The 13,724-nt window shown below is 39.8% G+C and carries 12 protein-coding genes; 10 read left to right on the plus strand and 2 right to left on the minus strand.

Annotation, left to right across the window (positions count from 1 at the left end):
• Positions 1-20 precede the first annotated feature (20 nt).
• The 9 genes from rlmN to J5A74_08590 all read left to right on the plus strand — a co-directional run bounded on the left by rlmN (position 21) and on the right by J5A74_08590 (position 8,667).
• Entirely contained in the window at positions 21-1,070 is a 1,050-nt protein-coding gene (gene rlmN, locus J5A74_08550; GenBank protein ID QUI95421.1) for a 23S rRNA (adenine(2503)-C(2))-methyltransferase RlmN, read from the plus strand.
• Positions 1,071-1,805, plus strand: coding sequence for a Stp1/IreP family PP2C-type Ser/Thr phosphatase (locus tag J5A74_08555; GenBank protein ID QUI95422.1), 735 nt, complete (start codon positions 1,071-1,073; stop codon positions 1,803-1,805).
• The gene (gene pknB / locus J5A74_08560; protein ID QUI95423.1) at positions 1,805-4,096 is read left to right on the plus strand and encodes a Stk1 family PASTA domain-containing Ser/Thr kinase; all 2,292 of its coding nucleotides are present in this window, start codon (positions 1,805-1,807) and stop codon (positions 4,094-4,096) included. The genes J5A74_08555 and pknB overlap by 1 nt, the downstream gene beginning before the upstream one ends.
• A complete protein-coding gene (gene rsgA, locus J5A74_08565; protein ID QUI95424.1) occupies positions 4,096-4,977 on the plus strand; it encodes a ribosome small subunit-dependent GTPase A in 882 nt (293 codons plus the stop codon). Before pknB ends, rsgA begins: the two co-directional genes overlap by 1 nt.
• Positions 4,977-5,636, plus strand: a complete 660-nt coding sequence (gene rpe / locus J5A74_08570; protein QUI95425.1) for a ribulose-phosphate 3-epimerase — start codon at positions 4,977-4,979, stop codon at positions 5,634-5,636. Before rsgA ends, rpe begins: the two co-directional genes overlap by 1 nt.
• On the plus strand, positions 5,626-6,294 hold the full coding sequence (locus J5A74_08575) for a thiamine diphosphokinase (GenBank protein QUI95426.1): 669 nt from the start codon (positions 5,626-5,628) through the stop codon (positions 6,292-6,294). Before rpe ends, J5A74_08575 begins: the two co-directional genes overlap by 11 nt.
• Before the next feature lie 44 nt (positions 6,295-6,338).
• On the plus strand, positions 6,339-6,935 hold the full coding sequence (locus tag J5A74_08580; GenBank protein QUI95427.1) for an ECF transporter S component: 597 nt from the start codon (positions 6,339-6,341) through the stop codon (positions 6,933-6,935).
• An 89-nt stretch (positions 6,936-7,024) separates the two neighbouring features.
• Positions 7,025-8,305, plus strand: coding sequence for a serine--tRNA ligase (gene serS, locus J5A74_08585; GenBank protein ID QUI95428.1), 1,281 nt, complete (start codon positions 7,025-7,027; stop codon positions 8,303-8,305).
• Positions 8,305-8,667 (plus strand): VOC family protein, encoded by a 363-nt coding sequence (locus J5A74_08590; protein ID QUI95429.1) that lies wholly within the window; start codon positions 8,305-8,307, stop codon positions 8,665-8,667. The genes serS and J5A74_08590 overlap by 1 nt, the downstream gene beginning before the upstream one ends.
• 126 nt (positions 8,668-8,793) lie before the next feature.
• On the opposite strand, the gene glmS is transcribed toward J5A74_08590, so the two are convergent.
• Together glmS and J5A74_08600 are read right to left on the minus strand one after the other, a co-directional pair.
• Positions 8,794-10,614, minus strand: a complete 1,821-nt coding sequence (glmS, locus tag J5A74_08595) for a glutamine--fructose-6-phosphate transaminase (isomerizing) (GenBank protein ID QUI95430.1) — start codon at positions 10,612-10,614, stop codon at positions 8,794-8,796.
• Between the two features lie 36 nt (positions 10,615-10,650).
• On the minus strand, positions 10,651-11,742 hold the full coding sequence (locus tag J5A74_08600) for a tyrosine-type recombinase/integrase (GenBank protein QUI95431.1): 1,092 nt from the start codon (positions 11,740-11,742) through the stop codon (positions 10,651-10,653).
• Positions 11,743-11,976: 234 nt separating this feature from the next.
• Here J5A74_08600 and J5A74_08605 point away from each other — a divergent pair, with 234 nt between their 5' ends.
• Positions 11,977-13,722, plus strand: a complete 1,746-nt coding sequence (locus tag J5A74_08605) for a C40 family peptidase (protein QUI95432.1) — start codon at positions 11,977-11,979, stop codon at positions 13,720-13,722.
• Positions 13,723-13,724 lie beyond the last annotated feature (2 nt).

Raw genomic sequence — 13,724 nt, forward strand, 5'->3', positions numbered from 1 at the left:
ATAAAATTTGAGGAGGAAAAATGATCGATATTAAGTCCATGTGTCTTGAAAAGCTTCGGGCCTATCTGGCGGATGAGCCTGCATTTCGTGCGAAACAAATCTATGGTTGGATTCATCAAAAGTTGGTTTCTGATTTTGATGAGATGAAAAATATTCCTCAATCTTTGAGGGAAAAATTAAAAAAAGAGTGTACCCTAACAACACTTTCTCCAGTAGCACTTCGTGTATCTAAAATTGATGACACACATAAATATTTATTCGCCCTAGAGGATGAAAATATCATTGAAAGTGTAATGATGCGCTATACCCATGGCAATTCGGTGTGTATTTCCTCTCAGGTGGGCTGTCGAATGGGCTGTAAATTTTGTGCATCCACCATTGACGGTCTTGTACGCAATTTGACAGCTTCAGAAATGCTTGATCAAGTTTATCGCATTCAAAAACTTTTGGGCGAGCGAATTTCAAATATCGTGGTCATGGGCTCGGGTGAACCGATGGATAATTATGAAAATCTAGTTCAATTTGTTCGAATGATCAGCGACGAAAATGGACTCCATATTAGTCAAAGAAACATTACTGTGTCAACTTGTGGTATTGTGCCCAAAATGAGACAACTTGCTGATGAAGGATTGCAAATCACCTTGGCTTTATCCTTACATGCACCAAATGATGAAATTCGAAAGGAGTTGATGCCCATTGCCAATCGCTATACCATCAAAGAAATACTAAAAGCCTGTCGGTATTACTTTGAAAAGACAGGGCGAAGAGTCACTTTTGAATACAGTCTTGTGCAGGGAGTCAATGACAACGAAAAAGAGGCGAGGCGTTTAATTTCCTTACTCTCTTCCATGCATGGACATGTCAATCTCATTCCCGTCAACCCAATTAAAGAGAGAAATTTTTTGCAATCGACACCAAAATCCATACTCGCTTTTAAAAATCTTCTTGAAAAAAGTGGTATAAATGTTACTATAAGGAGGGAAATGGGACGAGATATTGATGGTGCTTGCGGGCAACTTCGTAGGCATTATGCACAAAGCCCAAAAGATTTTATAAAGGGGGAACAGTAAATGCAATCAGTGGCATTGACAGATTGTGGACAGGTCAGACAGATGAATCAGGATAATATTTTTATTTGTGACCAAAGAATTGGACCACTTCCAAATCTTTACATTGTAGCAGATGGCATGGGCGGTGAAAAAGCTGGTGATGTTGCCTCTGCGGAACTTGTCAAAAGAATGTGTGACCACATTGAAAATTCAAAGGAGCGTCCATTAATTGCACTCAATGAGGCAATTTTGCACGCAAACAAGGAAATTTTTTCAATGGCCAAGACCAATAAAGATTTTCAAGGGATGGGCACAACCCTTGTGACGGCCACCTATATTTCAGGTGAACTTTTGGTGGCCAATGTTGGAGACAGCAGGCTTTATCTTTTGGATCATTCAAAGATTAACCAAGTGACGGTCGATCACTCCTATGTCGAAGAGATGGTACGCCTTGGTAAATTTTCAAGGGATTCCAAAGAATACCAAGAAAAGAAAAATATTATTACAAGAGCTGTTGGTGCTTCGGAAGTGCTAGAGATTGACTATTTTAAGCTGATTCCCAAAAAGGGCAATATTGCTCTTTTATGTTCTGATGGCTTGAGTAATATGGTCAGCGATGAATGTATTTTAGATATTGTCAACCTATCCGATTCATTAGAAAAAGCAGCAAGAGAATTGGTCAAGACAGCCAATGACAATGGTGGTAAGGACAACATATCGGTGATTTTGTTGTCTGGTATGGGAGAGGAAAAATAATGATATTAAAACCAGGAATATTTTTACAGGGTCGATATGAAATTTTGGAGAAAATTGGCTCTGGTGGAATGTCAGATGTCTATAAGGCGAAAGACCATAAACTCAATCGCCTTGTTGCCATTAAGGTACTGAAGGAAGAATTTGGTACGGATGAAACTTTTGTGTCAAAATTTAAGATGGAAGCTCAAGCAGCTGCCGGGCTTTCACATCCGAATATTGTCAATGTCTATGATGTCATGGACGAAGAAAATATTCATTATATTGTGATGGAGCTTGTGGAGGGAATTACACTCAAAAGCTATATCGCAACAAAGAAAAAGCTCAATGTCAAGGAGACCCTTGGTATCAGTATTCAAGTGGCACAAGGAATTGCTGCTGCACACAAAAGAGGCATTATCCATCGGGATATTAAGCCACAAAATATGATTATTTCTAAAGATGGAAAGGTAAAAGTGACGGACTTTGGTATTGCAAGGGCTGTCTCTGCCCAGACCATTGGTGGAGCAGCTGTGGGATCAGTGCACTATATTTGTCCAGAGCAAGCAAAAGGAGCTCTTTCTGACCAGCGAAGTGATATTTATTCTCTGGGAATTACGATCTATGAAATGATTACAGGCAAAGTTCCCTTTGATGGAGATACAACCGTGGCGATTGCTCTATCCCACTTAGAGGATCCACTTCCTTTGCCAAGTTTATCTAGTCCAGACATTCCTGCTGGTCTTGAAAGTATTATTTTAAAGTGTACACAAAAAAAGCCTGAGCGAAGATATCAAACGATGGAAGATTTGCTCGTTGACCTTCGAAAAGCGCTGATTGACCCCAATGATCCTTCTTTGCTTGGCAATACGACCACGATCAATGGGGACACCCGACGCATGAGCGAAGAGGAGATGGGAGAAATTAATGCTCGACATGCCCAAAATCAACACACCCTAGAAAATGTGATGGATGGAGATGTTGATGAGGCAAGGGATGCCTTTGAAGTTCCTGATTTTCCAGAAGAGACATCACAAGATGAGAGTAAGGACTCTTTTTTTGTCCCTGAACTTTTTGAATCCTCTTCTTCGGATGCTTCTGATTTTGGCAAAAAGGAAGAAAAAAATGAAGATGAAGAAAGAGAAGAACGAAGGGGAATACGATCTGAGCAGTTGATGGCTGCTCTTGGTGTTGGCGGTGCCGTTGTTGCGATTGTTCTTCTTTTAATCCTTGGGCGAAATATCGGAAAGGCAAAGACTGTGGTTAGTCCAACAGGACCCAATGGAGAGACAACACTTGCTTCCAATCAAACCAAAGTCCCTGATTTAGATGGGAAGACACAGGATGAGGCAGAAAAAATCTTACAAGAAGCTACACTTTCCATGAAGGTTACAGGAAATGCCTACAGTGATAGCGTGCCAAAGGGGCAGGTGATCTCTCAGGATCCAAAGTCGGATGAGGTTGTTTCGAAACACTCTAGTGTTGGCGTTGTGATTAGCAATGGTTCTCAAAAAGTCGATTTGACCTCTCTTGGCATTACATCAATGAATGCAAAAGATGCAAAGACCGCACTAAAGAGTGAGGGATTTAGTGTAAATACAGAAGAAGAGTATAGTGACAGTGTCGAAGAAGGCGGAATTATTCGATTTGTCCCTGAACAGCCTGAAAAGGGAAGCGAAGTGACCATTGTCATTAGCAAGGGAAAGAAAAATACAATGACGGTTGTACCTAATATTGTCAATCAGCCAGAAGCTGCAGGAACCAATCTCTTGATTTCTTCCAACCTAAAGCCAGGAAATCGTGCAGTGCAGTATAGTGATACCGTCAAAGCTGGAGATATTATTAGTCAATCTCCAGAGCCAGGAGCACAGGCAACTTTAGGTGGAAAGGTGGACTATGTCATCAGCCAAGGCCCTGCTCCAACGGAAAGTAGTACAGAATCAGCCACAAAGGCTACAAAGGCAGAAGAGAAAAAAGATGTCAATGCAACAGCCAGTGCAGAACTTAGCCCAGAGTCAAACTATCAATATGTTGGCTCCATTGATACAACCTTTGAGTTAAAGGATTTAATTGGTCCAGGTGGCAGCAGCAGTAAGGTCAAGGTGATGATTCGCCTTCGCCAAGATGTCAATGGTCAGACCGTATATCGCACTTTAATGGAGCCAAGAAACATTACAGGAGATACCATTTTACCTGTGCGATTTAAATCCATTGTTGGTGCAGATGGCGTAGAAGAGGGCAATGTCGAGGTTGTTGATGCCGATACACAAAATGTACTCAAATCCTATGATGTCCAATTCTTTAAGGTGCAATAATGAAGAGTGTTCAAGGAAAGATTATTAAAGGAATTGCAGGTTTTTATTATGTTGCTTGTGAGGGGGAAGTTTATTCTTGCAAGGCCAAGGGAGCTTTTCGAAATCAAAAGATAAAGCCATTGGTCGGGGATAATGTTCTTTTCGATATGACAGATAAAGAAAAACAGATCGGAAATATCGTAGAGCTTTTACCAAGGAAAAATTCCCTCATTCGTCCTGCTGTCAGTAATGTCGATCAAGCTGTGGTTGTCTTAGCATTTACACATCCTGATCCACAGCTTTATCTACTGGACAAATATCTCATTATGATGAGTCGACAAAATGTAGAAATTGCTATTTTATGGAATAAGGCAGATATCGCAAGTAAGACAGATCGCTTGCGGGCAAACATTTATCAAGATGCCGGTTTTTTTACCATGCAAATGAGCGTGACCGATGGCAAAGGAATTGATGATTTTCGCTCCTATTTGCGTGGAAAATCGACGGTTCTTGCTGGGCCATCGGGTGTTGGAAAGTCGTCACTGACGAATATTTTATGTCCGATGGCTCTGATGCAGACGCAAGACATTAGCAAAAAAATTTCGAGAGGAAGACATACGACTCGACATTCAGAATTTTTTTATGTCGAAGAAAACACCTATATTTGTGACACTCCAGGTTTTACTTCGGTCAATATTGAAGATTTGCCAAAGGAAGCATTGCGAAATTATTACCCAGAGTTTGAAAAATATGAAGGGAAATGTCGCTTCCATGGCTGTGTCCATGTTGCAGAGCCCGATTGCTGTGTCAAGGACGCTGTACATCGTGGTGAAATTTCAAAAATTCGCTACGAAAACTATGTAAAAATTTATAAAGAATTAGAAAGCGTGAGGAAATATTGATGAGAGCACTTTTACCCTCTTTGTTGGCAGCAGATTTTTATCAATTAAAGGATCAAATTGAAGAATTAGAAAAAAATGATGTCCATTTTTTGCACATGGATATTATGGATGGAAAAAATGTGCCGAGCATTAGCTTTGGAATGCCGGTACTTTCAGCTATCCGCAAGCACACAAAGTTATTATTTGATGTTCATATGATGGTGGATGAGCCAGATCGCTTTATTGATGATATGGTTATAGCCGGAGCAGATATGATTACCGTACATCAAGAATGTACCCTGCATCTTGATCGAACAATTGCACATATTCATTCCAAAGATATTCAGGCGGGAGTGGCCTTAAACCCTGCGACACCACTTTCTACTTTGGAAGAAATTTTGCCTGAGCTTGACTATGTGCTTTTAATGACCGTAAATCCAGGCTTTGGTGGTCAAAAGTATATTTCCTATTGTACAGAAAAAATTAAAAAATTGGCCAAAATCCGAGCAGAGAGAAATCTTCATTTCCAGATTGAAGTTGATGGAGGAATCAATAGAGAGACGCTTGCGATGGTATTGGATGCAGGAGCAGATATGATTGTTGCAGGAAGTGCCATTTTTGGCTCAAATATTACAGACAATGTACAATATTTTCAAAAAGTGATGGACAATGAAGAATAAAACCGCATTTTTAATTGCAGGGGGCGAGATATCCAGAGATTTCGCCCTCAATTTTTTACATCAAAAATCAGACACAGATCTCTTAGTTTGTGTCGATGGGGGACTTGCATTTCTCGATCAAATCGGTCGGATTCCCGATATTTTGGTTGGAGACTTTGACACCGTAAATCCAAGTCTTTTGCATACCTATGAAGAAAAAGGAATTGAAGTACAACGGCATAATCCAATAAAGGATGAGACAGATACAGAATTAGCAATTCGAGCTTGCATCGAACGAGGATATCGACATATCTTTGCTCTTGGTTGCTTGGGCGGGCGAATTGACCATGAACTTTCCAATCTCTATCTGACACTGCACTATATTTCTTTTGGCATTCAGCTGGAAATTATAGATGAAAAAAATCGCATCTATGCCATTGCTAAACCAACAGAAATTTTAAAGGCAAAGCAGTGGGGAAAGTATATTTCCTTTTATGCTCTCGCCGGAAAGGTAGAAGGACTATACCTTGTGGGCTTTTTGTATCCCCTTTACAATGTCGTTTTAGACCAACAAAAGACGCCCACTCTTACCGTAAGCAACGAGATTGTTACGGATAGAGCGAAAGTATTTTTTTCTTCTGGTCTACTTTTGGTAGTTGAAAGTAAAGATAAAGTGTGATAGAATGTGACGAAATATTATCAATTCAACTAGGAGGTAGGAGTATGAGAAATTCAGATCAAAGAGTACATAAATTGGTGGTTATGGCACTAATGACCGCACTATGTTATGTAGCATTTACTTTTTTAAAAATCCCTATTCCCACATTTGGTGGAGATATGGTGGCATTGCATATTGGCAATGCAATCTGTGTCATTGCAGCTTTGTTGCTTGGGGGACTTTATGGTGGTATTGCTGGAAGTCTTGGGATGACCATTGCCGATTTACTTGATCCTGTTTATATCACCAGTGCCCCAAAGACTTTTGTTTTAAAATTGTGTATTGGTTTAATTGCAGGATTTGTTGCTCATAATATTGGGCATATCACAAAGACGAATGATCGAAAGAAGATTTTTCTCTTTAGTTTGCTTGCATCCATTGCGGGACTAGGATTTAATGTCATTGCAGATCCTATTGCAGGATATTTTTATAAAATCTATATTCTTGGGGTACAGGCCGATGCTGCAAAGATTATGAGCACCATCGCAGGTGGTGTGACCTTGATCAACGCAATTGCAGGAACGATTGTCGTTGTTGTGTTGTATAATGCCCTCTATCCTGTGCTTGTGCGTGCGGGATTGCAATTTGAAATGAAAAAATAGCCTTTGCTCAATTTGCGATGCCTTGCGGTGCTTTTTAAAGTGTTGTATAATATTTTTTGATTAAATTTGTTTATATAGGCGGAGGAAATATGATTGACATTAAATTTTTGCGTGAAAATCCGGATATTGTAAAGAAAAATATCCAGAACAAGTTTCAAGACGAGAAATTACCTTTAGTTGATGAGGTGATTGAGCTTGACAAAAAGGCAAGAGAGACACAGCAAGAGGCTGATGAGCTTCGTGCAAAGAAGAACAAAGTGAGCAAAGAAATTGGTGCATTGATGGCCAAGGGACAAAAGGACGAGGCACAAAAGGTAAAGGACGAGATTGCACAAATTAGTGCACGCATTGATGTACTTGAGCCATTGGAAGCTGAGTTAGAAGAAAAGGTCAAAAGTATTATGATGGTGATTCCAAATATTATTGATCCAAGTGTTCCTATTGGAAAAGATGACTCGATGAATGTAGAAATTGAGAAGTTTGGCGATCCATTTGTTCCTGATTTTGAAATTCCTTATCACACAGAGATTATGGAAAAGCTCAATGGTATTGACCTTGACAGTGCTAGAAAAGTTGCTGGAAATGGATTCTATTATTTGATGGGAGATATCGCAAGGTTACACAGCGCTGTACTTTCCTATGCAAGAGATTTTATGATTGATCGAGGATTTACCTACTGCATTCCGCCGTATATGATTCGCTCAGAAGTTGTCACGGGTGTAATGAGCTTTGCAGAGATGGATGCAATGATGTATAAGATTGAGGGTGAGGATTTATATCTGATTGGTACGAGCGAACATTCAATGATTGGTAAGTTTATTGATACAATGAATGACGAAGAGAGCCTTCCAAAGACATTGACATCTTATTCGCCTTGCTTTAGAAAGGAAAAGGGTGCTCATGGCATTGAGGAGAGAGGCGTTTATCGCATTCACCAATTTGAAAAGCAGGAAATGATTGTAGTATGTAAGCCAGAAGAGTCAAAGGTGTGGTATGACAAATTATGGCAAAATACAGTGGATTTATTTAGAAGTATGGACATTCCTGTGCGCACATTGGAGTGCTGTTCGGGAGATCTTGCCGATTTAAAGGTGAAGTCCTGTGATGTGGAGGCTTGGTCTCCAAGACAGAAAAAGTACTTTGAGGTCGGTAGTTGTTCAAATCTTGGCGATGCACAGGCAAGAAGACTTCGCATTCGTGTAAAGTCAAAAGATGGCAAGAAGTACTTTGCCCACACATTGAATAATACCGTTGTTGCACCACCAAGAATGCTCATCGCCTTCTTAGAGAATAACTTAAATGAAGATGGCTCTATCCGCATTCCTGTAGCTCTTCGACCTTATATGGGAGGAAAGGAGGTCATTCGTTAATGTTTACCTTTAATCATTTTAATTTTAATGTCTTGGATCTAGAAAAGAGTTTAGATTTCTATGACAAGGCACTTGGACTAAAGCCAGTGCGAAGAAAAGAAGCTGAGGATGGATCGTTTATCCTTGTCTATCTTGGCGATGGAAAGAGTTCCTTTGAATTAGAGTTAACTTGGCTTCGTGACCGAACAGAGCCATATAATTTGGGGGATCTTGAGTATCATCTTGCATTGTCTACTAAAGATATGGCAGCAGCACATCAAAAACACGAAGAAATGGGTTGCATTGCATTTGAAAATCCAGCAATGGGAATTTACTTTATCACCGATCCAGACGGATATTGGATTGAAGTTGTACCAGAATAACATAAAAAGGTTCTATAAAAATGTTGGGGTTGGCAATTGCTAATCTCAACATTTTTTATTTAACAAAGAACCATAATCCCCCCTTACAAGTCACAATCAAAACTTGTAAGGGGGAATTTATTCTACCTATTCTACTGTTACAGATTTTGCTAAGTTTCTTGGCTTATCCACATCAAGACCCTTGGCAAGGGAAGTATAGTAAGCAATCAACTGTAAAGCCACAGCGATTGGATATACCGTAAAGTGATCGTCAATATCTGGAATCGTAATTAATTCATCATATACTCCAGCATCAATTTTTGCACTTTCTTTCGTCAAAAGGATGACATATGCACCTCTTGCCTTTACCTCTCGAATGTTTGAAATTGTTTTGGCAAGAAGATTATCCTGAGTTGCAATGGCAATTACAGGAACCTGATGATCAATTAAAGCAATCGTACCGTGCTTTAACTCACCTGCTGCATAGGCCTCAGCATGAATGTAAGAAATCTCTTTTAACTTCAACGCACCCTCAAGGGAGAAGGCATAATCCAGTCCTCGACCAATAAAGAAGGCATCATCTCTTGTTAAGAGCTTCTTTGAAATCTCTTTAATCTGTTCTTTCTTTTCAATAACAATCTCAATGCTAGAAATGACATCCATCAAATCATTGATAAAATCTCTTGCCTGCTCCTTAGAAAATGCACCACGAAGGAGAGCCATCTTACAAATGACTAAATATAGGGCAGCAAGCTGTACGGTGTAGGCCTTGGTACTAGCCACAGCAATTTCAGGACCTGCATGGGTATATAATGTATAGTCACTTTCTCTAGCAATGGTAGAACCCTTGACATTGACGATGGAAAGCGTAGTTGCCCCCCTTTCCTTTGCTAGACGCATTGCAGCGAGAGTGTCAATCGTTTCACCTGACTGAGAAATGACAATTACGAGTGTGCGATCGTCAATGAGGGGATCGCCATAGCGAAACTCAGAGGCAATATTGACAAGAACCGGAATTCTAACTAGTGGCTGTAAAATAGCTGCTGCAACCATACCGGTGTGCATAGCGGTACCACAAGCTACAATCTGCACCTTGTCACATTTTGTAAAGATTTCATCATTGATGTTGTCATCAGAAAAATCTGGAAGTCCCTTGTTGATTCTTGGCATCACCGTATTTTTAAAGGCATCTGGCTGTTCGTGAATCTCCTTAATCATAAAGTGATCAAAGCCGTTTTTCATTGCGGCTTCTACACTCCAATTTACGGTCAAAATCTCAGGTTCTTCTGTATCCAATGTATCTAAATGGTAGATACGAACCTTGTATGGTGTCATTCGAATGATCTTGTCTTCTGGAACAACAAAGTATTCCTTTGTATAAGGAATGAGTGCTGTCAAATCAGAAGCAACAAATGCCCCTGTAGAAGCGTAGGCAGCAACTAAAGGACTTACCTTTCGAACACAATAGATTTCCCCTGGGAGATCATCAAAGAGAATACAAAAGGCATAAGAACCATGAACTTTTTTCTCAAATCTTTGGATAGAAAGAAGAGGATCCCCATCATATACAGCATCGAGTACCCAAGCAGCAACCTCAGAATCTGTTTCCGAGATTAATTTATCTTCTAAGTGATACTCCGAAATTAAGTCATGATAATTTTCAATAATTCCATTGTGAATCAATGTCACTCGACCTGCGCGGTGAGGATGTGCATTGATATCAGTCACGCCACCGTGGGTAGCCCATCTTGTGTGGCCAATGCCCGTGTGTGCGTTTGATGGCATTTGACTTTTTTCTGCTTTGAGATTTGCAACTTTTCCCACTTTTTTAAAGATAGAAATGGTTGAATCTACACCTGTAAGTGCAAGACCTGCACTGTCATAACCGCGATACTCTAATTGTTCGAGACCATTTAAGATTACCTCACTAGCATCTAATGGTCCTGTGTAACCCATAATTCCACACATATAAACACTCCTTTAAACTTTAACATTATTAGCATATCAATTATAGTTGTTTTTTCCCAAAAGGTCAAATGAATAAATCTTAGTATTTATTAAAGAAACCGCTTTTCTTAACTCCGTCAGATCTTTATGTGTGTAAATACTCTTTCCAATACCCTTAGAAGAATGTCCCATCAGTCGATCAATGGCAACATCATTAGCTCCTGCATTATTCAAAAGTGTCTCAAAAGTATGTCGACAGTCATGCAGGGTGTAGTGCGTGGTGATGCCTGCCGTCTTTAGAGTGCGATAAAAGATATTTCGATAGGTAGAATACTTCATAAATTGTGGACCAAATAGAGAAACATTTTGCTTTTTCATTCTCGCTTTTATTAGTGGAAAAATATCTTCATGGATGGGAACAAGTCGGTTTTTTCCAGCGACAGTCTTTAAACCGCCACGCATTGTAGCAGAAAACAGGTCAATATTTTCAATGGGCATCTGCAAAAGTTCATTCGCCCGCCAACCAGTATGAATGTAAATTAAGATACTATCTACCCAAGGCAAATCAACATGATCCCACAATTTTTTAATATCTTCTAAAGAAAAGGCGATACCATGTTCATCGTCGTCTGGCTGTTGAATTTTTACAAATGCAGCATAATCTTTTTCGATGATATCAAATTGCAGGGCATAGCGAGAAACTTGGCTGAGTAAAACCTTGACAAATTCAATGGAAGCGTGAGAGCAGGAGAGGGAATCGAGTAAATTTTGCATATGTAAAGTCCTGATTTCTTTCATTGGAAGATGATAGAGCGGTTCGCATTTTTTTAGTGCAGCTTTTGTTGCTTGGATGGAACTTTGGCTGTAGGTTCTTACGCCTTTTATATATTTTGACTCAAACCAAAGTTCATAGACCTCTAAAAAACTTAATTTTTTTGTGTCAGGATTATAGGGATTTTTATGATATTCTAAAAGTGCTATGTTGGCTTCTTCTCTTGTGGCAAAATACCCTAAAATTTTACTCTTTGGATAGCCACGCTCATCCATTACCGTATCCACTTTTACCATAAATGGTCGCCTTCTTTTTCCTGACAATTTGGTGACAGACCCATAGCCATTGGGTGCACGCATCGCTCGTCCTCTAGGCATAAAGTTCTCCTTTCTTTTTTGCTCTGCTTTATTTTTATATTTTTTTTGAAAAATTAAGAAAATCACTAGTAACAAACTAGTAACAAAATACTTGAAAAGCAGTATAAAACCGTATATTATAATTAAGGAACCCTTAAGTTGATAAAGATTTATTTTGTCAGCATCTTGTGTTATTATTACAACGATAATATTATATAATGATTTTATTTTTTTGAGAAGAAGAGTGAGAGAAAAATGCTAAAATTAAAAGAACTGAAAAAGTTTTATCGCAATCGTGAGAAATTGATTCCTATCGTCAGTGCTGCGGTCATGATGATTGTTGGTGTTGCAACTGCAAAATACGGTGAGGTCTATGCACTGTCTCATCCACATCCACAAGTGGTGGCACAAAATGGGCAAGCAGAGGAGACAAATACTGCTTTGCCAGAGGTGGCAAACTTTGACAGTGATATCGATTACAATGCATTGTATAGCAATGTATCCACTGTTCCAGCTGCCGACTGGAAACCTTCGGCTACGGATTTAAATCTTGCCCATCGCTTTCCAGAAGGGGTAGATCAGTCAAAGCCAACCAATAGCTATGCAGGAATGCTCTATCAAGAAATTTTTAATTTGGATGCCGATTGGTATTCAGAAATCTTTAACAAGATGGACATGAAACCAGCGAAGATGGCACAGGTCCTTGGAAAGCCACAAAGTTCTGTACTTGGAAAGTATGATATCACAGATAAAGATCAAGATCCCAAAAAACCAGAGACTTGGACCATTAAAAAATGGTCAAAAATCGATGTCAGTATGCATGACGGAAATGGAAAAGCTTTAGAGTATAACTCAAACACCAAGGAAATTATGGCAATGGCCAGTGTCTATGGCTATTATCACGGCTGGGAAGATTATCAACTTTATGTTGATTATGCAAAGAAACTATGGGAAAAGTCACATAGCTATAGTTTGTCTATGAGCGATGTCAGCTATGACAAAGGTTGCTTGACTGATCAAAAGGTGCAAGCTGCGATTAAAAAGGGAAATGCCAGCTCAGCGATTGCAGAGGCTTCGGCAAAGGCCAGTGCGGCAGCGGCATCTAGTGCAGCTTTTTTGGCTAGCCAAGAAGCAGCACAACTAGCGGCAAGTGAAAATCCTCAGGCATCCGTTCCTGTGGCTACACCGCCGACAGCAGCAAGTAGTGAGAGTGCCACAACAACAGAGACTTCTCCTTCCCTAGAAACAGACGCAAATGGCAATCTTATCTTTCCAAAGTGCCCAGGTCATCTGACACTAAGTTTAAATGCTCAGGTAACTATGCTCAATGGAAAGAAAAACTTGTTCAAACTCGATTCTATTGGAAATAATAAAAAGGATTTTAATGATCAATGGAAGGGTTGGACAGAAGATAAGATCAATGAAGTCAATCAATTAGTTGCAAGGGATTGGATGGCCGATTTTGGTCTTTCAGCAAGTTCATTTTCTACAGGAAAGGCCTTGACAGACGAGGAAATTCAAGGTTATTTAAATGAACTTCCTGCAGATTTAAGCCAGCAGCGTCGCAGCATTATTGAGCAAGCCCTTCACAGTGTGGGAAAGATTCCATATTACTTTGGCGGAAAACCAAGTAGCTCTGGATATGAGGGCAATAGCTTTTACTCTATGGTTCAACCTGATTACAAGGGCCGAATCTTTAGAGGACTTGACTGCTCAGGATGGATTAACTGGGTATATTGGAGTGCAACAGGAAATCAGCCAAGTGCATATTCGACATCTACCCTTGTTGATAGTGGAAGGGCAATTAATCGAAGTGCACTTCGCCCAGGCGATATTATTGTCCGCCCAGGAGGAGAAGAATCCATTGGTCATGTCATTATTTTCTTAAAATGGGCAGGGGATGGAGATATGATTTGTATTCATGAAAGTGGAAATCCAGTCAATAATGTTTCCGTTGGAAAGATGAGTGCCTATTGGAATTATAGAAACCTGCTAGATTAAAG

The sequence above is a fragment of the Lachnospiraceae bacterium oral taxon 096 genome (assembly GCA_018141845.1).
GTDB lineage: Bacteria > Bacillota > Clostridia > Lachnospirales > Lachnospiraceae > F0428.